Below are 21,074 nucleotides of genomic sequence, written 5' to 3' on the forward strand. Positions count from 1 at the left end.
CGGCGATCGGACCATCGCCCCCCGGCCGAGGCCAGGAAAAGACACTGGGCGAGCGACATTCGCCGGTGAGTTGAACGGATCCGTGCATTTGTGCGCAAATGGCGGTATACAGATGCAAGTAATCCATTCGACTTCATTGTGATCGTTACACAATGACGACAACCCGCCGCTCCCAGCCCATGAAAGCATCACCCTTCCTCGGAACATTGCATCGAATCCGCAGTCGCCTCCGGCTTCTGTTCGGCAGGCGCAAGCCGCTGCGGGCAACGCCGCGCGTGGTGGCGACCGCCGCATTGCGGCCCGCGGCGCCGGTTTCGCGGCCGGTGGAATCGAAGCCGATAGCGTCCAGACCGATGCCGATCGCGCTCGAAGCGGCAAAGCCGGTCGTGCGCGAAGCGCCGAGGCCGCCCGTTGCGCCGGCCGCCGTGGCCGTGCCGCCGCGCGTCGAGCCGAGGCCGGGCCCGGCGCCGGTCGTGGTTCCGCCCCCCGTTGCGCCGGCCGCTGCCAGGGTGGCGCCGGTCGAGCCGCCGGCCAAGACCATGCGTTCGCTGGAAGAAGTGCGGGCCGATCTGGCCCGGCTGCGCGAGAGCGCCAAGGAACGCCACGCCAGAGTGCCGGTTCCGGTGCGGCGCGACATCAGCTTCGAGCCCACCGATTTCATGGACTTCGCCAAGCCCGAGCCCGAACGGGCGGCTGACGAGTCCTTCGAGCAGACCGCGTTCCTCGACTTCACGACCCTCAAGACGCCCGCCAATCGCTAGGCGGCCGCGCCGGCCGCGCCCGGCCTGTGGCTTGGCCTAGCCTGCAGGCCGCTGCGATCTGCGGTCGTTGATGACAGGCACGCGGCCGCGAACCGAATGCTGCAGGTAGTGCGAGTCGACCCAGCCCCGGTGGCGCCGTGTCACGACCTCGCACCAGCGCCAGTTGCTGATGCAGCCCGTGACCCTGACCGAGGTACGCGCCGGAAGCACCGTCATCACTTCGAAGAAGCGGTCGGGTCCCGTGCGCATGTTGAGCGCGCGGGTGGTCGACGTGCTGAGCGCGAACGCCGAGAGCGGCAGCGCGAGGAGCAGCGCCAGGACGAAGCCCCTGGCCCCTGGCCGCGTGCGCCCCATCGCGCTCACCAACCCATCTGTTGCTGGCGGCCGCCGCGGATGTTCCCGGCCACGCCGCCGGCGATGCCGCCGATGGCTGCGCCGGTCCAGGCATCGCCGCCCGAGATGGCCGCGATGCCGGCGCCGCCGGCGGCGCCGATGGCCGCGCCGCTCATCGTGCCCTGCTGGCGCGGGGTCATGTCGGTGCAGGCCGTCGACAGCGCGATCGCCGCGACGATCGCAACCCAATGAAGTCGTTTCATGGTGGTTCTCCGTTACTTGTTCTTCTGCAGGCCGGGCACGGCCATCTCGAACCAGATAGTGTCCAGCACCGGCCGCTTGAGCTTGGTCGGATTGGCTGCGTACCAGCGATCGAGGCCCTCGCGCACGCTGTCGAGGGTCTGGCCCTGCATGCCCTTGGCAAGACGTGGCACGAAGCTCTGCGCATCGGGCGGCGGGTTCGCCGCGTGATAGGCACTCTGGACCTGGACCAGGTTCGCAATGCCGACCAGATAGGCCTTCTTGACGGCCTCGCTCGAGGTGGTCCATTGCTCGCCCGTGACCAACGGGACTTCGGCTGCGCGTGCCGGCAGGGCGATCATCGCGAGCGTCATGCACGTCGCAGCGAGTGCGCTGCGCATCTGCAGTTTCATTGTCATCGGCTTCTCCATCTGTAGGCCATGCGGGATGCTCGGTGGATATTGCGCTCGGCATTCCGCCGCTGTCAAACACATCGAAGAAGCGCTTCCGCGATCACGCGCGGCGCTGCAGTCCGGCGTCTCGCGGTGACTAAGATGGGGCTCCGATTTGCATGAGGAACGTGGAATGAAGCCAGCTTCGACATGGATCATGATCGCTGCGGGCGCCGTCGCCGCTGCCCTGCTGGGTGCAGCGGCGGTCGCGCAAACGCGCCCGATGCCGCCCGCCGCATCCCAGGGCCCGTTGGCGGCCTTCGAAGGCCCGACCTGGCGCCTCGTCGGACTGCGCGGCTTCGACGCCGCGGCACTGCCCGGCGGGCCGCGCTCCGTCACGGCGCGCTTCCAGGGCGGCCGCATCGAGGGCTTCTCGGGCTGCAACCGCTACTTCGGCGCCTATGAATTCCGGCAAGGGCGGCTGGCCATCGGCTCGCTGGCCGGATCGATGATGGCCTGCGAACCGGCAGCCATGGCGCTCGAGAGCGCCGTGCAGCGTGCCCTGGCAGGCAGCTTTCGTCCGCTGCGCGACGACGATCGCCTGAGCCTGCTGTCCGACGCGGGCGAGCCGGTGCTGGTCTTCAAGGTCGAGCCGGCACCGTCGCTCGCCGGGCTGCGCTCGAACATCACCGGCTTCAACAACGGGCGGCAGGCGGTCGTGAGTCCGAAGCTCGGCACCACGCTGTCGCTGTCCTTCGGCGAGGGCGTCGTCAAGGGTTTCGGCGGCTGCAACACCTTCCGCGCCACCTACACGACCCGGGGCAACCAGATCGCGGTCGGGCCCGTGGCCAGCACGCGCAGGGCCTGCCCCGGCGAAGGCGTGATGCAGCAGGAGCGGGAGTTCATCGCGGCCTTGCAGTCGACCACGACCTGGGCCTTCAGCGGCGCCCTGCTCGACATGCACCGGGCGGACGGCGAGCGCACTCTGACGGGCAGCCGCGAGGAGTGATCTCCGCGCGCGCGAAAGCGTCTTGGACGAAGTGGCAATATGCGGTGGCCTGCCGAACGGTGGGCGTTCTTCAACGTCTTGAAAAGGTTCACATGAGAAAGATCATTCCCCTGCTGGGCGCGACTCTGATCCAGATGGTGGCCGGCGCGGCTCTCGCGCAGAGCAGCGGCGAGGTCGATCCGGCGCAGGGCAAGGCGCCGCCGACCGCGCGCACGACGCCGGCGGAACGCTCCGATGCCCGCACCGAGCGGCGCGCAACCGGCCGCGAGGCCGCCCGCGGACCGCAGATGGGCGAGGCCCAGGCGAATCCGGTCACGGCGCCGTCGAAGCCGCGCGCCGACCGCAAGGCCGCGGCGTCCAAGCGCCGGGCCGCGAACGCCGCGGCCAACAAGCAAGGCCAGTTCTCGCGCGGCGGCAACGCCGACGCGCCGGAGCGCCAGACCAAGCCCTGAGGCTCGCGCTGCGCGCCGATCAGCCGCGCTCGTGCTGCCGCTCGCGCAGCCGCATGCGCAGGCCGATCGGCGTCATCGTGAATGACAGATGCTCGCGGGCCGGACTGCCGTCCGGCGTGCCGACGCTTGCAAGGTCGAAGCTGTTGAGCAGTTGGGCCATCGCCATCTTCATCTCGAGCAGCGCCAGATAGCGCCCGGGGCACATGCGAGGCCCGGCGCCGAAGGGCATCGAGATGCGCTTGGCACGACCGGCCATGGCGCCGGCCGGGCCGTCGGCCAGCCAGCGCCCGGGCTCGAAGGCCGCCGCGTTCGACAGATGGCCGTCGCTCACGCTGTCGATGCGCATCAGGTCGATCACCACCGTTCCTGCGGGCACCTGCACGTCGCCCACCCGGGTGTCCCGCTCGGCCTGCAGCGCGAGGATCGGCGCCACCGGCTTGAGCCGCATCGTCTCGTGCGTGCAGGCCTCGACGAAATCGAGCTGCGCCAGGTGCTCGAGGCTCGGGCAGCGCGTGTCGCCCAGCACGCCGCGCACTTCGGCGGTGGCGCGCTGCAAGGCCTCGGGATGGCGCCACAGCAGGTCGATCATCCAGGCGATGGTGTTGGCGGTCGTGTCCTCGCCGGCCAGCAGCATGGTGAGCACGTTGCCGGCCACCTGCTGGTCGGTGATGCCGCTGCCGGGCTCGTCGGCCGCGGCGATCATGGCCTCCAGCAGATTGCGCGGCTGGGTGCGCAGCGCGGGGTCGGCCGCCATCCGGCCGCGCGCTTCGGCGATGAAGCCCGCCACCGCCTCGTTGACCGCCAGCACACCGCGCTTGAGTTCCCGGTCGGCCGCGGTCGGCAGCAGGCGCCAGGTCGGCAGCGGCGCCAGCATGCGCTTGAGCAGGGCCGGGAAGATCTTGTCCAGATGCTGCTGGATCACGTCGCCGTCGGACTCCAGCGTGTTGACCTCGGCACCGAAGGCGAGCCCGGCGATCGTGTCGACGGTGTAGCGCATCAGGTCGGCCTGCAGGTCGATGGCCTCGCCGCGCCGCGCGGCCGCCTGCCATCGGCCGACCAGCCGTTCGGCGACCTTCTGCAGCGACGGGAAGTAGTGCCGCACGTGGGCGGGATCGAAACTGGCCATGACCATGCGGCGCTGTCGCCGCCAGTCTTCGCCGTTGGCGCCGAAGAGGCCGGGCTGGAGGCCCATCTCGGACGCCACGGCCTGGAGGCGGACGGTGCGCTTGAAGCCCTCGGGCCGGTCGCGAAGCGTCATGGCCACGGCTTCGTGATCGCCAACGATCAGGATCTTGCGGCGGCCCATCTGCAGCTTGAAGTAGGGGCCGAACTCGCGGCACCACTGCTCCAGCTGCTGGTGCATGCGCGCCGCGTCGATCTGCAGCAGGTTGCCGATCAGGGGGGCGCCGCGCGGCCCCGGCAGGTCGGCGATGCGGCGCGATGCGAGGGTTTCCATCATGCGATCCGGGTGAAGCCGTCGGCGCTCCAGCGCTCGCTGCCGACGCCGTGGTGGACGAAGAACAGGCCGTCGGGGTCGTAACGGTCCTTGGCCGCGAGCAGCCGCGGATAGTTGGCGCCCCAGAAGGAGCGTTGCCAGTCGGGCTCGAAGTAGTTGCTTTCCGAGAGGTACGAGCCGGGCTGCGGGACGCGCTTGCGCAGTTCGTCGACCGCGCGGCCGATCGCCGCGGCCTGGCGGCGCGCCAGCGCGGCGTCGGGCTCGCGCCCCGCCACGCCGGGCAGCGCCGGCGGGCCGTCGGCGCCGCTGATGACCAGCGCGAAGGCGTCCAGCACGGCCGGGTTCATCGCGGTATCGCGGGCGGCGGCGATGGCTTCGGGCGGCGCCCCCGCCAGGCCCTTGTTGACGTGCAGCGACACTCGCCAGTGCCGGCTGGCGTCGAACAGCGCGTCGCAGAGGGTCGGACGGCGCTCGGGATGCAGCAGGGCGGCGGGCAGCCATGCCGATTGGTAGCCGTGCAGCACCTGGCCCGCCTGGCCCTGGTCGCCGGGCCAGAAGACATTGCCTTCGGGTGCGCCGGGCCGGTCGTCGGTGCTGATGAATCCGAGGGCGCGCTTGATCAGGGTCGGGGACCAGAAGTCGCGCGCCGAGGTCGAGACGATCTTGAGCGGCGAGAACTCGATCTTGAACGCCTCGGGCTCTGCCTCGACCGCGTCGAGGAAGGGCCGCCAGACCGCCTGCGCCTCGCTCCGGCTCAGGCCCTGGAACACCATCTCGAGGCGCAGCGTGTTGTCGGGCCGCAGGCGGATCTGCTCGCCCCAGTGCGGGTTGTGCAGGCTGCCGGCGTAGAAGTCGACCATCAGGCCGATCAGGCGGCGGAAGGCCGCTGCCGAAGAGGCCTTGATCGTCATGTTGACCGCGCCGAAGGATTCGGGGAGCGCATGCACCTTCAGGGTCAGGCGCGTGACCACGCCGAGGCTGCCGCCGCCGCCGCCCTTGAGGCCCCAGAACAGCTCCGGTTCGCTGCAGGCGTTGGCGATCCGCACGCGGCCGTCGGCGGTCACGACTTCGGCCTCCAGCAGGCTGCCCGAGGCCAGCCCGTAGGCCTTCGAGAAGCTGCCGAAGCCGCCGCTCTGCACCAGTCCGGCAACGCCGACCGTCATGCAGCCGCCGCCTTGCACGTAGCCGCCACCACGGGTGGTCACGGCGTCGTAGACATGGGCCCAGATCGCGCCGGCGCCGACCGAGACCGCCCGCGTGGGCGCCGCCTGCGCGTCGCAGCCCTTGGCGACGAAGGACTCGTGCAGCCTGACCTGGTTCATGCGGCGGGTCCACACCAGCAGCGAATCGGGTGCGTTGGAGGTGCCCTGGTAGCTGTGGCCGCCGCCCTTGACCACCAGGCGGAGCCTGTTCTTGCGCGCGAAGTCGACCGCCGCGACGACGTCGGCGGTGCTGCGCGCCGCCACCGCATGGACGCTCGGGCTGGAGGTCCACGCATCGACCCAGCCGAGGGTCTGCGTGAGGCCGATCTCGTCGCCGAGGAAATAGGGGTTCTTGACCGCCTTGAAGAACTGCGTGCAGGCGGGCCCGGCGGGCGCCTCGAGGCAGGGCGCGAAAGGCGATGGCACCTTGACCAGCGCGTCGCCGCCCAGCTGGTCGCCGAACTGCCTCCATTGCGCTTCGGAAGGCCAGTCCGGGTCGCCGGGGCGCACGCGGGAGGCCGGGGGGGCGGCGGCGTGCGCTGGTGCCAGCGGCCCGAAGGGGTTTGCGAACTGGGCAGCGGCGGCGATCTGCAGCAGACGTCTTCTGTTCACAGGATCCCTTTCATCGAGGACTGCGTTCGAGGAGCCGGCTGAAGTATGCCGAATACGGGGCTCAGCCCTGTTGCTCGATCGCCGCCTGCACGATCGGCCGGGCCCATTCGGGGGTCGCCTGCAGGGCGGCGGCATCGTCGGCAGGAGGAAACACGAGGCGGCCGCCGATGGTTTCGAGCAGCAGCACCGGGTCTGGAATTTCCTCGCCCGGCGCCGCCTCGGCGCTGTTGTCGAAGACCTGCAGGCGCGCCAGCAGCGGCATCAGGCGGATCAGGTTGATGCGCGAGCTGATCCAGCGTTCGCGGATCTTGGCCACCGGGATGTCGTGGCCGCCGCTGGCAACCCGCGCCTGCACCCGCCGCAGGTGCATCTCGGCCGAGGCGAGGCCGCAGAAGATCATGACCACGTCGTGGCTGCGCGAGGCCCGGGCCAGCATTTCGGGGATGGTGTTGGCGCCTAGGGTGGTCTCGAAGGCGTGGTTGCGGCCGTCGGCGATTGCGGCGGCCAGCTGGGCGCGGCCGAATTCCCAGGCGCGGGCGTTGGCGTCGACCGCCCCGAGGCCGAGCTGCGCGACCAGTTCGCGCGCATAGGTGTCGGGGTTGAACCAGGCCAGCCCGTGCTCGGCGAGCAGGGCGCCGCCGACCGAACTCTTGCCGGCGCCATTGACACCGGCCAGCACGAAGATGAAGGGCCGCGCCTTGCGGGCCGAGGCCATCAGAACGAAGCGCCGGCCTTCGGACGCCGCGCCAGCTTGCCGCGGGCTTCGAACAGGGCGCCGACCCGCTGCGAGGCCTCGGGCTGCTGCAGCACGGCGAGGCGGCTGTCGAATCGGCCCGAGAGCTCCTGGAGCACCGATTGCTCGCGGGCACTGAGGGTCGACAGGTCTTCGGTCAACTGCTGGTAGGTGGCGGCGTCGAGCAGCACCATTTCGACCGCGGCATGGTTCGTGATGGCCACACTGCCGCTCTGGCGGACCAGGCGCACGACGTCGCCCCATTTGTTCTTCACCTGCGAGGCATTCTGGCGCGGGAGGTCGTCGAGGGCGGGCAGGGCGGTGATCATGGCGGGACTCCGAGTGGAGTTGCCATTATGGCAAAAATGGCCAGATTGTGCGTGGTGATGGGCTCAGCCCGCCGCGGCACGGATGGCTTCGGAAATCCGGCCCAGGTCCGGTTCCACCCCGATGCCCGGCGCCTCGCCCAGGTTCACGCGCCCGTCCTCGCCCGGATGCCGGAGCGCGGGGGCGACCTCCGTTCGGAGAGGGTTGTCGTTGGCATCCACTTCCAGCAGGCCATCGCCGCCTGCCGCAGCCAGCAGGTGCGCCGACGCCAGCAGGCCCACGCCTGCTCCCAGGTAGTGCGGGCAATAGCGCAAGCCGGCGGCCTGCGCGCGTCGAATCACCGGCAGGCATGCCGAGATGCCGCCCCACTTGGCGGCGTCGGGCTGCAGCACCGACAGCACGTCGGCGCGCAGCGCGGCATCGAAGTCTTCGTCGCCCGCGATGTTCTCCCCGGCCGCCAGCGCGATCCCGGTGCATGCCTTCAGCGCCTGCCAGTCGCTCCACGGGCGATCGGCACGCAGGGGCTCTTCGAGCCAGCGCAGCGCATAGGGCGCGAGCAGCGGCGCCATGCGCTGCGCCTCGGCCAAGGTCCAGCTCTGGTTGGCGTCCGCCATCAGCTCGGCATCGTCTCCCAGCGCGCGCCGCATCGCATCGAGATTGGCGAGGTCGCGCTCCTGCCCGAAGCCGATCTTGAGCTTGAATGCGCGGTAGCCCTCGTCGCGCCGGCGCAGTGCCATCCGCTCGGGCTGGTCGGGATTGATCCCGCTCGCATAGACCGGGACGCTGCCCCGCGTGCCGCCGAGGTGGCGGTACAGCGGCTGGCCGGCGCGGCGCGCGCTCAGATCCCACAGGGCCAGGTCGATGCCCGCGATCGTCTGCGCGATCGGCCCCTGCTCGCCCGACTGAATGGCCAGCACCGCCGTGCGTTCGGTCAGCGTCGCCCAGGCCTGTGCCGGGCCCGCGAAGGCCTGGCCGAGCAGCAGGGGCGCCATCACCGTGTCCAGCAGGCGCGCCCGGTGCTCTGCGCCGCAAGCGGGGAAGTTGCACCAGATCTCGCCCCAGCCGACCGCGCCATCCGCATCCTCCGCGCGCACGAACACGGCCGGCCTGTCGTGCATGACGCCGAACGAGGTGCGCACCGGCGTCGTCACGGGGTAGCGGAACACCACCGCCTCGAGTCGGGCCAGGGTGATGGAGAGGGCGGGCAGCGGCGGGGCGTCGGTCATGGCTTGAGGTTCATTTCGACGTGGATCGCATCGCCGCGGTAGGTCACCTCGGCAAAGTAGATGACGCGGCCGGCCTCGTCCCGGAACACGCGGCGCACCTCGGCCACCGGCGCGTTGACCGGCACGCCGATCAGGTGGGCGACCTCGAGGTCGGCCGTGCCGATGGTCAGCACCTGATGCGCGTGCGCGATCGTCACGCCCTTCATCGAGGCCAGCAGGGGGATCACGGTTTCGTCGCGGAAGCGCTTGGGGCTGCGGCGGAAGATGCGCTCGTCGAGGTGGATGTTGATCACGCAGTAGGGCTGGCCGTCGCGCGAGTGCACCCGGCGCATGAACACGTAGCGCTCGGCCGGCGTGCCTTCGTCGGGACGCAGCGCGGGGGCGGTGGTCGACTCGTCGATGTTGACGATCTGCGGCTCCGTGTCGCGGTACATGCGGGCCAGTTCGTCGAGCGTGGTCACCACGTTGAGCCAGCGCTCGTGGGCGGGGCGCCCGGTGACGAAGGTGCCGCGGCCCTGCTGCGGCGAGACCAGGCCGTCGCGCGCCAGCAGGTCGATCGCCTGCCGCACGGTGACGCGCGCCACGCCGAACTCCACGCCCAGCTCCTCGAGCGACGGCAGCCGATGCCCCTGGATCCACAGGCCGCGTGCGATGCGCTGGCGCAGCACGTCGGCCACCTGCAGGTAGCGGGGGATCGGGCTGGCGGAAAAGTGCAGGGCGGACATGAGAACGGGCGCAGAAGCTTATGCGGAAAAAGTCGAAGAACTGCAGGTCGGACAGGGGTGGTCTGCTAAAGGTCTGGTCTATAGTATGACCTGACTGATCGAGCACAACAACACGGCCACCGGCCATGCTTCCAGGAGACCCGTTTTGACGCCACCCTTCTCGGCGCCCCGGCGTGCCGCCCTGATACTCGCGCCCTGGCTGGCGTTGCTGCTGGCGTGGTACGCAGTGCGCGCCAGCGGACTGGTCAACCCTGCCCTGGTGCCGGCGCCGCACCAGGTGGCGGCCAAGTTCGTCGAGCTGGCGCGCGACCGTCTGCCGCTCGACGTCTGGATGTCCACGCAGCGGGTGTTCATCGGCGTCACCCTGGGCACGCTGCTGGCCGTGCCGGTGGGGTTCTGCCTGGGCTGGTACAAGGGCCTGCGCAGCTTCGTGGACCCGGTGATCAACTTCTTCCGCGCCCTGCCGCCGATCGCGCTGATCCCGCTGGTGATCGTGTACTTCGGCATCGGCGAGGCGGCCAAGACGGCGATCCTCTTCTACGCCTCCTTCTTCGCCGGCGTGATCGTGATGTACGAAGGCATCGCGCAGATCAGCCCGATCTACGTGCGCGTGGCACGCACGCTGGGCGCCAACGACTTCGAGATCTTCGCCAAGGTGATCGTGCCGCTGACGGTGCCGCACATCCTCACGGCGATCCGCGTGGCGCTGGGCGTGGCCTGGGCCACGCTGGTGGCTTCCGAGCTGATCGCCGCGCAGCAGGGGCTGGGCGCGCTGATCCAGAACGCCTCCGCCTTCTTCCAGCTCGACATCATCTACGTGGGCATCATCTGCATCGGCTTCATCGCGCTGGTCATGGACCTGCTGCTGCGCGCCCTGAGCCGCCGCCTGGTGGCCTGGCAGGACCGCATCGCATGAGCCAGCTCGCCACCCAGACCGAGGCGCCAGTGCGCGTCTCCTTCCGCGACGTGTCGGTGGAGTTCCCCACCGCGCAGGGCCCGATGCGGGTGCTCGACGGCGTGTCGCTCGACATCCGCCAGGGCGAGTTCGTGTCGATCATCGGGCCGTCGGGATGCGGCAAGACGACGCTCATGAACATCCTCGGCGGCTTCCAGCAGCCCACCGAGGGCCAGGTGCTGCTCGACGGCCAGCCGGTGCGCGGGCCCGGCCCGGACCGCGGCGTGATCTTCCAGGAGTACGGCGTCTTCCCCTGGCTCACGGTGCGGCAGAACATCGCCTTCGGCCTCAAGCTCGCGGGCAACAAGATCCCGAAGCCCGAGCACCAGGCCATCGTCGAGCGCTACATGGCGCTGATGGGCCTCAAGGATTTCGCCGACCATTTCCCCAAGCATCTCTCGGGGGGCATGCGCCAGCGGCTCGCGATCGCGCGCGCCTACGCGGTGCGGCCGCAGTTCCTGCTGATGGACGAGCCCTTCGGCGCGCTCGACGCCCAGACCCGCAGCGCGATGCAGGACCTGCTGCTCGAGGTGCTCCAGACCGAAGGCAAGACCGTGCTGCTCATCACGCATTCGGTCGAGGAGGCGATCTACCTGTCCTCGCGCATCGTGGTGGTGACGGCGCGGCCGGCGCGCATCCGCACCGTCATCGACGTGCCCTTTGGCTACCCGCGCGCGGAGAACGTGCACGCGGATCCGCGCTTCGGCGTGCTGCGCGCCCAGATCCACGAACTGGTGATGCAGGAATACGCAGCGCAGGCCCGCCAGACGCTGCGCATGGCCGATTGAACCCTTGCCGCTTTCAACCCAGGAGACTCACCCATGCCCATCCAACGCAGAAGCTTCATCCGCCATACCGTCGCCGCGACCGCAGCCCTCGGCATCGGTGTTCCGGCCTTCGCGCAGTCGCGCACCAAGGTCAAGGTCGGCTACCTGCACACGCCGGCCGTCGATGGCCAGCTCTGGCTGGGCATCCAGGCGGGCAGCTTCGCCAAGCAGGGGCTCGAGCTGGAGCCCATCCAGTTCACCACCGGGCTGGAGCTGTTCCAGGCGATGATCGGCGGCAGCCTCGATGTGCTGACCACGGGCGCCGTGTTGTCCAACTTCCCGGCGCGCGGGCAGGGCAAGGTCTTTCTCATCAACAACATCGAGTACGCGACCGCCCAGCTCTGGGTGCGCGGCGATTCAGGCATCAACAGCCTCGCCGACCTCAAGGGCAAGCAGATCTCCACCACCACCGGCACCACGGCGCACGTCTTCCTCGACCGCGCGCTGCGCTCGGCGGGCCTGGATCCGGCCAAGGATGTGCAGCTCGTCAATCAACGCATGTCCGAGGCCGTGACCTCCGTGATCTCCGGCGCCGTGCCGGCCGTGGCCCTCTGGTCTCCCTTCGACTCGGTGGTGCGCCAGAAGCTGCCCGGTGCGCGCAAGATCGTCGATGCCTCGGCCTTCTTCCCGCAGGCCGCGATCGTCGGCGGCTGGGCCGCGCGCAACGACTACTACGAGAAGAACAAGGCGGTCCTCAGCAAGCTCAACGCGGGCTGGTTGCCGGCCAACGAGCAGATCGTGTCCAGCCCCGACGCCGCGGCCGAGCAACTGCAGAAGACGCAATACAAGGAAGTGCCGCTGGCCGAGTTCAGGGAGCAGTTCAAGGCCTCCAAGTACTACTCGTCGGCCGAGTGGCGGGCCAAGTACACCGACGGCACCGTCACGCAATGGCTGCAGCAGGTGACGGACTTCTTCGTCCAGACCGCCAACATTCCCAATGCGCTGAAGGCGCAGCAGTACTTCGATCCGTCGCTGTTCACCGCCCTCGTGAAGGCATGACGGCTGCACGCGAAGGCTTCGACCACATCATCGTCGGCGCCGGTTCGGCCGGCTGCGTGCTGGCCAACCGGCTCAGCGGTGCGGGCCGGCGCGTGCTGCTGCTGGAAGCGGGCGGCGCGGGCGGCCATTTCTGGCTGCGCCTGCCGGTCGGCTACTTCCGCTCGATCTACGACCCGCGCTTTTCCTGGCAGTTCGAGGTCGAGCCCCAGAGCCAGACGGACAACCGCCGCATCGTCTGGCCGCGCGGGCGGGTGCTGGGGGGGTCGAGCGCCATCAATGGGCTGATCTACATCCGCGGCCAGCGCGCCGACTTCGACGATTGGGCGCGCGCCGGTGCCGAGGGCTGGGGCTACCGCGAGGTGCTGCCCTTCTTCAAGAAGTCCGAGCGCTATGCGGGCGGCGAGAGCGAATACCACGGCGCCGGCGGCGAGCTCGGCGTCTCCGACCTGCGCAACGACCATCCCTACTGCGCGGCCTGGCTCCAGGCGGGGGCGCAGGCGGGCTTTCCGGCGAGCGACGACTTCAATGGCGCGCAGGACGAGGGCCTGGGTGCCTATCAGCTCACGCTGCGCGGCCACTGGCGCTGCGATGCGGCGGTCGCCTTTCTGCAACCCGCGCTGGCGCGGCCGAACCTGCGCGTGCGCACCGGCGTGCACGTGACGCGCGTGCTCATCGAAGGGGGCCGCGCGACCGGGGTGGAATGGCTCGAGGACGGGGTGCTTCGCCGCGCCGTGGCGGAGGGCGAAGTGATCCTGGCGGCCGGTGCGCTGCAAAGCCCGCAGTTGCTTCAGCTGTCGGGCATCGGCCCCGCCGACGCGCTGCGCCGGCACGGCATTCCGGTTCGCATGGACGCACCCGAGGTGGGCGCCAACCTTCAGGACCACTACCAGGCACGGGTGATCGTCAAGCTGCGCGAACCGATGTCGCTCAACGACCAGGTGCGCAGTCCGCTGGGCCTCGCGCGCATGGGTGCGCAATGGCTGTTCGGCCAGCGCGGGCCTCTGACGGTGGGCGCAGGCCAGGTCGGCGGCATGGTCCGCAGCGCGGTCGCCAAGGATGCGCGCGCCGACGTGCTGTTCAACGTGATGCCGCTGTCGGTCGACAAGCCGGGCGACGCGCTGCACCGCTTCTCGGGCTTCTCGGCCTCGGCGGCGCAATGCCGGCCCGAATCGCGTGGCACGGTGTCGCTGCGCTCGGCCGATCCGCTGGCGCCGCCGCGCATCGTGTCCGACTACCTCACCGAGCCCCACGACATCCGGGTGCTGGTCGAGGGCCTCAAGATCCTGCGCGACATCTACGCCCAGCCGGCCTTCCGTGTCCTGGTGACCGGTGTCGAACACCTGCCGGGCAATTCGCTTCGTACCGACGAGGAACTCGCGCAGTTCGCACGCGCCAAGGGCGGCACCGTGTTCCATCCGGTCGGCACCTGCCGCATGGGCGGCGATGCGCGTTCGGTCGTCGATGCACGCCTGCGCGTACGCGGCGTGCAGGGCCTGCGTGTGATCGACGCCTCGGTGATGCCGACGATGACATCGGCCAACACCAATGCGGCGGCCATTCTCATCGGCGAGAAGGGCGCCGACCTGGTGCTGCGCGGCGGTTGAGCGGAGAAAGCGTCGAGGCCGCGCTGCAGTGCAGCTGTCAGCTGGGCTGCTCCGAAACACCCATCAGGACGTAGTCCAGGTCCCCGTTGGTGACCGGCGTGGTGGCACCCTTCGTCGAACTGACGAAGACGTACACGTACTTGGTCATGCCGTCGAACTGGTACTTGAAGGCCTTGGCACGCAGCACGGCGGTGCCGCCGGACTTCTGCTGTTCGAGGCCCGTCGCGGCGAAGGCTTGCGCAATGCCTTCGGTCGCCGGGTCGCTGGTCTGGCCGGCAGGCTGGAACACGAACGAGCCGTCCGACTGGAAGCGGGAGGTGCCGGTGCGCGTGCAGTTCTCGTATTCCGCGAACTCCAGGCCCTGCAGTTCGGCCGGATCGGAGACCGGAACCAGGTCTTCCGCGACATAGACGTACTGGCTGCGCGCAACGCTGGCGTTCGAGACGCAAAGCTCGCCGACCCGGTTGCCATCGAGGCTCACGAAACTGCTCATCCCTGACAGCGTGGCCAGATTGCCTGCGGAGCCGTAGGTTCCGGAGATCGCCACGGTTCCCCGGTGGGGGTCGGGGATCGACATCGTGTAGGTGTCCGTCAATGTCTTGGCCGCGCCGACCCGCATGGTCGTGAGGTTCGGCGTCGTGAAGGCGGTCCCCGCATAGGCTTCCAGCGTCAACGCCTGGCCGGCCGCCGCACGGGTGGCCGCTTCCGTCTGGCTGAGTCCGGCGCCCTGCAGGGCGGCGCGGTAGCTTTCGATCAGGTCGTCGCCGGCATCGCCCTTCGTGGCGCTGAACTGCGAAGTGAGGGGATCGAATCCGTCGGGCAGGGCAAGCCGGCCGGGCAGCGTGGCCAAGGTCAGCTTGAACTTGGCCAGCGCGTCGGCCAATGCGGTCGATGTGATGAGGCTGGTCAACGCGCCGTTGGTCGAACTTGCGAACCAGGTCGCGGGAACCTGCCCGCTGAGAATCCCCACGATCAGGTCGGTGAGCGGCGTGATGTTCGTGGTGCCCGGCGCCGCCACCACGGAATGCAGCACGGTCTGGCTGGGTGCCGATGCAAAGTTGAGCACCGAGGCGTAGTTGACGATGCTCTGCGTTCCCGTGACACGCGCCGCGCAGGGATAGTCGGTGCTCTTGAGCGATGCGGTCCAGACACCGTCGGTGTCGGTGGTCGCGGAGGCCGTTGCGCCCGAAGCGCACTTCAGTTCCACGGTCCCGCCGCTGATCGGAGCGCCGACGGCGGCGACGCCCGTGACAGTCGTGGTGGTGCTGGCCGGGGTACTGGCCGGGGTGGTGGGCGAGGGGCTCGTGATCGGCGCGAAGCCGCCGCCGCCACCACCACCGCATGCCGCCATCGCGGCCACCATCAGCGCGCTCAGCGCCCACCGGACGCTCAGGCGCCTGTTCCGAGTGTTCTTCAATTCCTGTCCTTCGATCATGTGGAGGAAGTCGCCGTGCGCCGTGGCGGCAGGCGGCCCCGGACGGGCGATGACCACGTCCATCGATTCATATCGGCACGGGGAGGGCAAGTCTGAAGGGCTTGCCTTCGCAGGCGTCGCGCAGCAGCGCGGAAATGCTGCCAAGTCGGAATTACGACCGGTCCAGCATCTTCATCATCCAGGCGTGGTAGCGATACTTCGCCCAAGCGATCCACCAGGGCCACATTCCTTGGGAAGTTGTCGGGGCGGCGCACGGCTATTGGCTCGCGCACAACGAAGCCAAGGCGTCCATTCAGAAGATCTTCTCGGGTGCGAACGCAGGCGACGTCCTCAAGAGCGATCACAGTAGCTGGTTCCGAGCCATGTTTTCCGGGCCTTCATTTCGGCGCCGCCTCGGCGGATCATGAAGCTGACGGGGTGTTCGGCATGGGGCAAGACAGGCCGAGTACTTCCAGACGCAGGGCGTTCGACACGCCCTCGATGAGGAGTCACGCGGCCTTGCGCAGGAATCCCTGGTTGGCCCCGTTGCGATTGGGCGCGAAGCCATTCGCCAGCAGCGATTCTTCCGCCGTGTCGTAGAAGACACCGATCCTCGAGATGTCGCGCGCCTGTTGGGCAGTCGCGATGGGGCGGCCGAACTGGCGCGAGATCTGCACCAGTTGCTCGATCTGCGCCACGGTGCCGATCTTGGCCGTGCGCGTCTGGTTCCAGAGCACGTCCTCGGTGCCGCAGCGCACGTGCAGGCCCATGGCGATGCCCATCATGTTCACGGGCAGGACGTTGCGGACCGAGCTTTCCACCGTGAGCACCGCGCCATCGGGAACGGCGCGCAGGAAGTTGGCGAGGTTGTAGATGTTCGGTGCATCCATGCCGCCGCTGATCGCCACCCAGTTCATCACCAGCGGGCCCTTGTAGACACCGCGGCGCATCAGTCGCTCGACCGACTCGAAGCTGTTGATGTTGTAGCACTGGAAGGCGCTCTGGATGCCGGCGGCCGTCAGGCGGCGGATGTGCTCCTCGACCCAACCGGGCTGTGCCGGCACCGTCATCTCCCTGTAGGCCTCGAAGATGGCGGGGATCTCCCGCGAAGTGCCCTTGAAGTCTGCCAGCTCGGCGTGCTCCGTGACGTTCATCTGCGAGGTGTTGACCGTCACCGTCACCTGGTCCGGTTTCGGATCGAGCTCGGCGAGCATGTGGCGCGTGTCGTCGCTCAGCCACTTGGCGGCCGCGCCTTCGGACTCTGGCGCGAAGCTGATGGAGCCGCCCACCTGGATGATCATCTCGGGCACGCGTGCACGCACCCCGGCGATCAGCTCGTTGAACTTGGACAGGCGCTTGCTGCCCTTGCCATCGAGTTCGCGCACGTGCAGGTGCAGCACCGTTGCGCCGGCGTTGTAGCAATCCACCGCCTTCTGGATCTGGTCCTCCATCGTGACCGGAATTTCTTCCGGGAAGTCCGACGGAAGCCAGCCCGGCGCGTAAGGAGCGGCCGTGATGATCAGGGGCTGCTGGTTTTCGGGAAACAGGTGGCCGTCGAGGAAGTTCATGTCGTTTCGTCTCAGGTTGCAATGCGGATGTCGGAAGGATCGGTCAAGCCACCAGTTCGCTGTCCGGCTTGCGCAGGAACCCCTGGTTGCCGCCGTTGCGATTCGGCGCGAAGCCATTGGCCTGAAGCGTCTCTTCCGTGGTGTCGTAGAAGACCCCGATCTTCATGATCTCCCGTGCCTGCTGCGCTGTCGCGATGGGGCGGCCGAATTCGCCCGAGATGCGCACCAGCTGCCTGATCTGCTCGACGGAGCTCGCCTTTCCTGTGCGGGTCTGGTTCCAGAGCACGTCCTCGATACCGCAGCGCACGTGCAGGCCCAGGGCAATGCCGATCATGTTCACCGGCAGCACATTGAGCACCGAGCTTTCCACCGTGACCACCGCGCCGTCGGGCACGGCACGCAGCATGTTGGCCAGGTTGTAGATGTTCGCCTGATCCATCCCGCCGCTGATGGCCACCCAGTTCATCACCAGTAGCCCCTTGTAGATGCCGCGACGGATCATTCGCTCGATCGTTTCGAAGCTGTTGATGTTGTAGCACTGGAATTCGCTCTGGATTCCAGCGGCTGTCAGGCGCCGGATGTGTTCCTCGACCCAGCTGGGATTGGCGGGCACGACCATGTCCTTGTAGGTTGCATAGAGGTGCGGGAATCCGCGCGACACGCCCTTGAAGTCGTCCAGGCCCGCATGCTCCGTCACGTTCATCTGCGAGGTGTTGACTGTCACCGTCACCTGGTCGGGCTTCGGATCGAGCTCGGCCAGCATGTGGCGCGTGTCGTCGCTCAGCCACTTGGCTGCTGCGCCGTCCGATTCGGGCGCGAAGCTGATGGAGCCGCCCACCTGGATGACCATCTCGGGCACGCGCGCACGCACCCCGGCGATCAGCTCGTTGAACTTCGACAGGCGCTTGCTGCCCTTGCCATCGAGTTCGCGCACGTGCAGGTGCAGCACGGTGGCGCCGGCTTCGTAGCAGTCCACCGCCTTCTGGATCTGGTCCTCCATCGTGACCGGGATGTCTTCCGGAAAGTCCGATGGAATCCAGCCCGGCGCATAGGGAGCGGCCGTGATGATCAGGGGCTGCTGGTTCTCGGGGTACAGGTGGCCGTCGAGGAAGTTCATGGGATGGGTCTCCGAGTGGATAGGGGATGTCGGGAATGTCGAACGGGATGAAGAGACTTCAGGCACTCAGTACGGAACGTCGCCCACGATGCCGGCGCGCTCCATCTTTCGCGGCGCGGGCCAGTAGTCGTTGACTGCGTAGTGCTGCGTGCTGCGGTTGTCCCAGACGGCCACGTCCCCGGGCTGCCAGGACCAGCGCACCTGGTACTCGGGAATGGTGGCCCGGCTCGTCAGGTAGTTCAGCAGCAGCGATGCGCCCGGCAACTTGTCGATGCCGTGGCGGATGTTCTCCGGCGTGTTGTAGTTGACGAAGTGCGTGGTGAAGCCGCCTACGTACAGGATCTTCTCGCCGGTTTCGGGATGCGTGCGCACGACCGGATGCTCGACCGGCGGGTTGTCCCGATCCAGCTTCCTGCGCGCTTCATCCGGCATGACGGCGCCGAAGGAAGGCTCGATGCTGGCCTTGGCGCGAAGCTTCAGGATCTTCTGTTTGATCTCCTCCGGCAGTTCCTCGTACGCCTGAACCATGTTGACCCAGATGGTGTCGCCGCCGATCTCCGGGCATTCGATGCAGCGCAGCACCGCGCCCATGGCGGGGTTCTGGCGCCACAGGCCGTCGGAGTGATACGAGTTCTCGTAGCTGTGCCTCGAGTCGCTGCGGTAGATGAGAACCAGGCCGGGGTGCTCGGGATCGCTGTTGACCACGGGGTGGTCTTCCAGCTTGCCGAAGCAACTCGCGAAGGCCACGTGGTCGGCGCGCGTGATGTCCTGGTTGCGAAAGAAGAGCACCTTGTGCTTGAGCAGGGCGGACTTGAGCTGTGCGAAGAGCTCGGGGTTTCGCGCTGCTTCGCCGAGATGGATTTCGCTGACTTCGGCGCCAATGGCCGGCGTGACTTGCTTGATCTTCATGTCTTGCTCTCTGGAGGAATGGCGGCGCTGGGTCAGTTCGCCTGGATGTTGAACTTCTTGACGATGGCGGCGTTCCGCTGTGACAGCAACTTGTTCTCGGACAGCAGCGCTGCCGTATCGATGCTCACGTCGGGCTCCACGCCCACGTCGACCAGCTTCTGCTGCACCGCGGGCGCATCGGCTGCCTTCTTGATGATGGCCTGGAGCTTCGCCAGGACATCGGCCGGCAGCTTGCTGGAGCCGTAGAAGCAGACCTGTCCCTGGAACTGGATGTCCCGGTAGCCGAGTTCGGTCATGGTCGGCACGTCCGGGAAGTACCTGGAGCGGCTCTTGCCGGAGACCGCGTAGGGACGCAGCATGCCGCCCTTGATCAGGGGCAACGAAGTCACCACGCCATCGAACATGATGTCGACCTGGCCGCCGATCAGGTCCTGAAGCGCTGGCGGCGATCCGGCGTAGCCGACGTGCTGCATGTCCAGTTCAGCCTGGTTGCTGAGGATCAGTCCCGAGTACTGCGACACCGTCCCCACGCCGTAGCTGGCGAAGCTGGACTTGCCCTTGCGCGATTTCAGTTGCGCGATGAGACCCTGGAAGTCCTTGGCCGGGTAGCTTGCACCGGTCACGAGCACGTAGCTCGACGTTGCCACCCTGGCGATGGTGGCGATGTCCTTCAGCGGGTCGTACGGTACCTTCATCACCTGCGGCGCTTCCACCAGCAGGTTGCTCGCGCCCAGCAGGATCGTGTTGCCGTCCGGTGCCGCCTGCAGCATGGCGTTGAGCCCGATCGAGCCCGTTGCCCCGGGGCGGTTCTCGACGACCACCGGCCGGCCGGTGTCCGCGGCGATCTGTTGTCCGACGACGCGTGCGGCGGTGTCCATCGTTCCGCCCGCCGGCGCCGGAACGATCACCCTCAGGGGCTTGTCTCCGGAAGCGGCCCAGACGTTGAGCGCCAGCGAACATGTGATCAACGCCATCGCAGGGCGCGCAAACTGATGCAGTTTCATTCCAGTGTCTCCATTTCCAGTTCGTTTCGGATCGATCTGTCAGCGGGTCCAGTATCTGGCGCATGGGCAACAGCTTCTTGCTTATCTGGGACATGCAGTTGTCGAAACGGGACATTGCCGACGTCGCGCTTCCAGTCCGGGAGCCGTCCCCCAAGAATCGCGTCTCCACATGCATTTACAAGGACACGAACCATGACCAAGGCCATTCGCTTTCATGAAACCGGCGGACCCGAAGTCCTGAAGCTGGAAGACGTCGATGTCGGCGAGCCCGGGACCGGCCAGGCCCGCGTGCGCCACACCTATATCGCGGTCAACTTCATCGACATCTACTTCCGCACCGGTCGCTATCCGCTGCCGTTGCCCAACGGACTGGGCTCCGACGCGGTCGGCGTGGTCGAGGCGGTCGGCGCCGGGGTGACGGACCTCAAGGTCGGCGACCGCGTGGGCTACCTGATAGGCCCGCAGGGCGCGTACTCCGAAGCGCGCGTGATGCCTGCCGAGGTGCTGATCCCGCTGCCCGACGGCGTCTCCGACCGCACCGCGGCCACGCTGATGATGAAGGGCATGACGGCGCAGTACCTGTTCCGCCAGGTCTTCCCGCTCAAGGGCGGCGAGACGATCCTGTACCACGCGGCCGCCGGCGGCGTCGGCCTCATCGCCTGCCAGTGGGCGCGTGCGATGGGCGTGACCATGATCGGCACCGTCAGCACCGACGAGAAGGCCGCGATCGCCAAGGCCAACGGCTGCGCCTACACCATCGTCACCTCGCGCGAGAACATCGCCAAACGCGTGCGCGAGATCACCGACGGCAAGGGCGTGCCCGTGGTCTACGACTCGGTGGGCAAGGACACGCTGACGGCCTCGCTCGACAGCCTGCAGCCGCGAGGCTCGCTGGTGAGCAACGGCACGTCGTCGGGGCCGGTGGTGATCGACTCGCAACTGCTCGCCACGAAGGGCTCCATCTGGGTCACGCGGCCGGCGATGAGGCACTACATCGAGCCACGCGCGCACATGCTCGACATGGCGCGGGAGCTGTTCGACCATGTGCTCGCCGGGCACATCGCGAGCGAGCCGAAGCAAATCTTCGCCCTGGCCGATGCGGCCGAGGCACACCGCGCGCTCGAAGGACGCAAGACGATCGGCTCCACCGTCCTCGTGCCCTGAGCAACGTGCGTTCGGGCGCGAGGTCGGTACGATAATGGCGCTCCA

The 21,074-nt window shown here is 68.2% G+C and carries 23 protein-coding genes; 8 read left to right on the forward strand and 15 right to left on the reverse strand.

Features of this window, described 5'->3' with window-relative positions; genetic code table 11:
• Positions 1-145: 145 nt before the first annotated feature.
• Positions 146-541, reverse strand: coding sequence for a hypothetical protein (locus QTI45_RS17005; protein ID WP_286655253.1), 396 nt, complete (start codon positions 539-541; stop codon positions 146-148).
• On the opposite strand from QTI45_RS17005, the gene QTI45_RS17010 reads away from it, so the two are divergent.
• On the forward strand, positions 540-761 hold the full coding sequence (locus QTI45_RS17010) for a hypothetical protein (RefSeq protein WP_286370337.1): 222 nt from the start codon (positions 540-542) through the stop codon (positions 759-761). The genes QTI45_RS17005 and QTI45_RS17010 overlap by 2 nt on opposite strands.
• Positions 762-797: 36 nt before the next feature.
• Here the strand turns inward: QTI45_RS17010 and QTI45_RS17015 are convergent, their stop codons facing one another.
• From QTI45_RS17015 to QTI45_RS17025, 3 genes are read right to left on the reverse strand one after another with little or no spacing between them, the layout of a single operon-like run.
• A complete protein-coding gene (locus tag QTI45_RS17015; RefSeq protein ID WP_286370563.1) occupies positions 798-1,115 on the reverse strand; it encodes an SH3 domain-containing protein in 318 nt (105 codons plus the stop codon).
• Positions 1,116-1,120: 5 nt separating this feature from the next.
• A complete protein-coding gene (locus QTI45_RS17020; protein ID WP_286370338.1) occupies positions 1,121-1,357 on the reverse strand; it encodes a YMGG-like glycine zipper-containing protein in 237 nt (78 codons plus the stop codon).
• 12 nt (positions 1,358-1,369) lie between these two features.
• On the reverse strand, positions 1,370-1,753 hold the full coding sequence (locus QTI45_RS17025; protein WP_286370339.1) for a hypothetical protein: 384 nt from the start codon (positions 1,751-1,753) through the stop codon (positions 1,370-1,372).
• A gap of 166 nt (positions 1,754-1,919) precedes the next feature.
• Here QTI45_RS17025 and QTI45_RS17030 point away from each other — a divergent pair, with 166 nt between their 5' ends.
• Both QTI45_RS17030 and QTI45_RS17035 read left to right on the forward strand, forming a co-directional pair.
• Positions 1,920-2,735, forward strand: coding sequence for an META domain-containing protein (locus tag QTI45_RS17030; protein ID WP_286655254.1), 816 nt, complete (start codon positions 1,920-1,922; stop codon positions 2,733-2,735).
• A 92-nt stretch (positions 2,736-2,827) separates the two neighbouring features.
• Complete coding sequence (locus QTI45_RS17035) at positions 2,828-3,187, forward strand: hypothetical protein (protein WP_286655255.1); 360 nt, start codon at positions 2,828-2,830, stop codon at positions 3,185-3,187.
• A 19-nt stretch (positions 3,188-3,206) separates the two neighbouring features.
• Here QTI45_RS17035 and QTI45_RS17040 read toward each other — a convergent pair whose 3' ends face one another.
• The 6 genes from QTI45_RS17040 to QTI45_RS17065 all read right to left on the reverse strand — a co-directional run bounded on the left by QTI45_RS17040 (position 3,207) and on the right by QTI45_RS17065 (position 9,468).
• Positions 3,207-4,643 carry a cytochrome P450 gene (locus QTI45_RS17040; RefSeq protein WP_286655256.1) on the reverse strand — a complete coding sequence of 479 codons (1,437 nt, stop codon included), beginning with the start codon at positions 4,641-4,643 and terminating at the stop codon, positions 3,207-3,209.
• The gene (locus QTI45_RS17045) at positions 4,643-6,457 is read right to left on the reverse strand and encodes an FAD-binding oxidoreductase (RefSeq protein WP_286655257.1); all 1,815 of its coding nucleotides are present in this window, start codon (positions 6,455-6,457) and stop codon (positions 4,643-4,645) included. The genes QTI45_RS17040 and QTI45_RS17045 overlap by 1 nt, the downstream gene beginning before the upstream one ends.
• A 61-nt stretch (positions 6,458-6,518) precedes the next feature.
• Complete coding sequence (locus QTI45_RS17050) at positions 6,519-7,172, reverse strand: ATPase (RefSeq protein ID WP_286655258.1); 654 nt, start codon at positions 7,170-7,172, stop codon at positions 6,519-6,521.
• Positions 7,172-7,519, reverse strand: a complete 348-nt coding sequence (locus QTI45_RS17055; protein WP_286370345.1) for a type II toxin-antitoxin system prevent-host-death family antitoxin — start codon at positions 7,517-7,519, stop codon at positions 7,172-7,174. The genes QTI45_RS17050 and QTI45_RS17055 overlap by 1 nt, the downstream gene beginning before the upstream one ends.
• A 63-nt stretch (positions 7,520-7,582) precedes the next feature.
• Positions 7,583-8,743 carry a mandelate racemase/muconate lactonizing enzyme family protein gene (locus QTI45_RS17060; protein WP_286655259.1) on the reverse strand — a complete coding sequence of 387 codons (1,161 nt, stop codon included), beginning with the start codon at positions 8,741-8,743 and terminating at the stop codon, positions 7,583-7,585.
• Positions 8,740-9,468, reverse strand: coding sequence for a GntR family transcriptional regulator (locus QTI45_RS17065; RefSeq protein WP_286655260.1), 729 nt, complete (start codon positions 9,466-9,468; stop codon positions 8,740-8,742). The genes QTI45_RS17060 and QTI45_RS17065 overlap by 4 nt, the downstream gene beginning before the upstream one ends.
• A gap of 145 nt (positions 9,469-9,613) precedes the next feature.
• On the opposite strand from QTI45_RS17065, the gene QTI45_RS17070 reads away from it, so the two are divergent.
• Genes QTI45_RS17070 through QTI45_RS17085 form a run of 4 tightly spaced genes read left to right on the forward strand, consistent with a single transcriptional unit; the run spans position 9,614 to position 13,853 of the window.
• Complete coding sequence (locus tag QTI45_RS17070) at positions 9,614-10,384, forward strand: ABC transporter permease (protein WP_286370348.1); 771 nt, start codon at positions 9,614-9,616, stop codon at positions 10,382-10,384.
• Positions 10,381-11,211 (forward strand): ABC transporter ATP-binding protein, encoded by an 831-nt coding sequence (locus tag QTI45_RS17075; RefSeq protein ID WP_286655261.1) that lies wholly within the window; start codon positions 10,381-10,383, stop codon positions 11,209-11,211. Before QTI45_RS17070 ends, QTI45_RS17075 begins: the two co-directional genes overlap by 4 nt.
• A 33-nt stretch (positions 11,212-11,244) precedes the next feature.
• A complete protein-coding gene (locus tag QTI45_RS17080; protein WP_286655262.1) occupies positions 11,245-12,249 on the forward strand; it encodes an ABC transporter substrate-binding protein in 1,005 nt (334 codons plus the stop codon).
• A complete protein-coding gene (locus QTI45_RS17085) occupies positions 12,246-13,853 on the forward strand; it encodes a GMC family oxidoreductase (protein WP_286655263.1) in 1,608 nt (535 codons plus the stop codon). The genes QTI45_RS17080 and QTI45_RS17085 overlap by 4 nt, the downstream gene beginning before the upstream one ends.
• Before the next feature lie 37 nt (positions 13,854-13,890).
• Here QTI45_RS17085 and QTI45_RS17090 read toward each other — a convergent pair whose 3' ends face one another.
• The 5 genes from QTI45_RS17090 to QTI45_RS17110 all read right to left on the reverse strand — a co-directional run bounded on the left by QTI45_RS17090 (position 13,891) and on the right by QTI45_RS17110 (position 19,865).
• Positions 13,891-15,351: a hypothetical protein gene (locus QTI45_RS17090; RefSeq protein ID WP_286655264.1), complete on the reverse strand. Its 1,461-nt coding sequence runs from the start codon at positions 15,349-15,351 to the stop codon at positions 13,891-13,893.
• 425 nt (positions 15,352-15,776) lie between these two features.
• On the reverse strand, positions 15,777-16,835 hold the full coding sequence (locus QTI45_RS17095) for a beta-keto acid cleavage family enzyme (protein ID WP_286655265.1): 1,059 nt from the start codon (positions 16,833-16,835) through the stop codon (positions 15,777-15,779).
• A gap of 43 nt (positions 16,836-16,878) precedes the next feature.
• Positions 16,879-17,952: a beta-keto acid cleavage family enzyme gene (locus QTI45_RS17100; RefSeq protein WP_286655266.1), complete on the reverse strand. Its 1,074-nt coding sequence runs from the start codon at positions 17,950-17,952 to the stop codon at positions 16,879-16,881.
• A gap of 66 nt (positions 17,953-18,018) precedes the next feature.
• Entirely contained in the window at positions 18,019-18,861 is an 843-nt protein-coding gene (locus QTI45_RS17105) for a TauD/TfdA dioxygenase family protein (protein WP_286370355.1), read from the reverse strand.
• Positions 18,862-18,893: 32 nt separating this feature from the next.
• Positions 18,894-19,865, reverse strand: coding sequence for a Bug family tripartite tricarboxylate transporter substrate binding protein (locus QTI45_RS17110; RefSeq protein WP_286655267.1), 972 nt, complete (start codon positions 19,863-19,865; stop codon positions 18,894-18,896).
• A gap of 192 nt (positions 19,866-20,057) precedes the next feature.
• On the opposite strand from QTI45_RS17110, the gene QTI45_RS17115 reads away from it, so the two are divergent.
• The gene (locus tag QTI45_RS17115) at positions 20,058-21,029 is read left to right on the forward strand and encodes a quinone oxidoreductase family protein (protein WP_286655268.1); all 972 of its coding nucleotides are present in this window, start codon (positions 20,058-20,060) and stop codon (positions 21,027-21,029) included.
• Positions 21,030-21,074: the final 45 nt, after the last annotated feature.

Origin of the sequence: Variovorax saccharolyticus, from assembly GCF_030316765.1 — a bacterium.
Classification (GTDB): domain Bacteria; phylum Pseudomonadota; class Gammaproteobacteria; order Burkholderiales; family Burkholderiaceae_C; genus Variovorax; species Variovorax saccharolyticus.

Bases quoted from the DNA above. Each gene is read 5' to 3' on its own strand.
- QTI45_RS17010 (WP_286370337.1), top strand. From the start codon at position 540: ATGCGTTCGCTGGAAGAAGTGCGGGCCGATCTGGCCCGGCTGCGCGAG.
- QTI45_RS17005 (WP_286655253.1), bottom strand. From the start codon at position 541: ATGGTCTTGGCCGGCGGCTCGACCGGCGCCACCCTGGCAGCGGCCGGC.
- QTI45_RS17015 (WP_286370563.1), bottom strand. From the start codon at position 1,115: ATGGGGCGCACGCGGCCAGGGGCCAGGGGCTTCGTCCTGGCGCTGCTC.
- QTI45_RS17020 (WP_286370338.1), bottom strand. From the start codon at position 1,357: ATGAAACGACTTCATTGGGTTGCGATCGTCGCGGCGATCGCGCTGTCG.
- QTI45_RS17025 (WP_286370339.1), bottom strand. From the start codon at position 1,753: ATGACAATGAAACTGCAGATGCGCAGCGCACTCGCTGCGACGTGCATG.
- QTI45_RS17030 (WP_286655254.1), top strand. From the start codon at position 1,920: ATGAAGCCAGCTTCGACATGGATCATGATCGCTGCGGGCGCCGTCGCC.
- QTI45_RS17035 (WP_286655255.1), top strand. From the start codon at position 2,828: ATGAGAAAGATCATTCCCCTGCTGGGCGCGACTCTGATCCAGATGGTG.
- QTI45_RS17040 (WP_286655256.1), bottom strand. From the start codon at position 4,643: ATGGAAACCCTCGCATCGCGCCGCATCGCCGACCTGCCGGGGCCGCGC.
- QTI45_RS17050 (WP_286655258.1), bottom strand. From the start codon at position 7,172: ATGGCCTCGGCCCGCAAGGCGCGGCCCTTCATCTTCGTGCTGGCCGGT.
- QTI45_RS17055 (WP_286370345.1), bottom strand. From the start codon at position 7,519: ATGATCACCGCCCTGCCCGCCCTCGACGACCTCCCGCGCCAGAATGCC.
- QTI45_RS17060 (WP_286655259.1), bottom strand. From the start codon at position 8,743: ATGACCGACGCCCCGCCGCTGCCCGCCCTCTCCATCACCCTGGCCCGA.
- QTI45_RS17065 (WP_286655260.1), bottom strand. From the start codon at position 9,468: ATGTCCGCCCTGCACTTTTCCGCCAGCCCGATCCCCCGCTACCTGCAG.
- QTI45_RS17075 (WP_286655261.1), top strand. From the start codon at position 10,381: ATGAGCCAGCTCGCCACCCAGACCGAGGCGCCAGTGCGCGTCTCCTTC.
- QTI45_RS17080 (WP_286655262.1), top strand. From the start codon at position 11,245: ATGCCCATCCAACGCAGAAGCTTCATCCGCCATACCGTCGCCGCGACC.
- QTI45_RS17085 (WP_286655263.1), top strand. From the start codon at position 12,246: ATGACGGCTGCACGCGAAGGCTTCGACCACATCATCGTCGGCGCCGGT.
- QTI45_RS17090 (WP_286655264.1), bottom strand. From the start codon at position 15,351: ATGGACGTGGTCATCGCCCGTCCGGGGCCGCCTGCCGCCACGGCGCAC.
- QTI45_RS17095 (WP_286655265.1), bottom strand. From the start codon at position 16,835: ATGAACTTCCTCGACGGCCACCTGTTTCCCGAAAACCAGCAGCCCCTG.
- QTI45_RS17100 (WP_286655266.1), bottom strand. From the start codon at position 17,952: ATGAACTTCCTCGACGGCCACCTGTACCCCGAGAACCAGCAGCCCCTG.
- QTI45_RS17105 (WP_286370355.1), bottom strand. From the start codon at position 18,861: ATGAAGATCAAGCAAGTCACGCCGGCCATTGGCGCCGAAGTCAGCGAA.
- QTI45_RS17110 (WP_286655267.1), bottom strand. From the start codon at position 19,865: ATGAAACTGCATCAGTTTGCGCGCCCTGCGATGGCGTTGATCACATGT.
- QTI45_RS17115 (WP_286655268.1), top strand. From the start codon at position 20,058: ATGACCAAGGCCATTCGCTTTCATGAAACCGGCGGACCCGAAGTCCTG.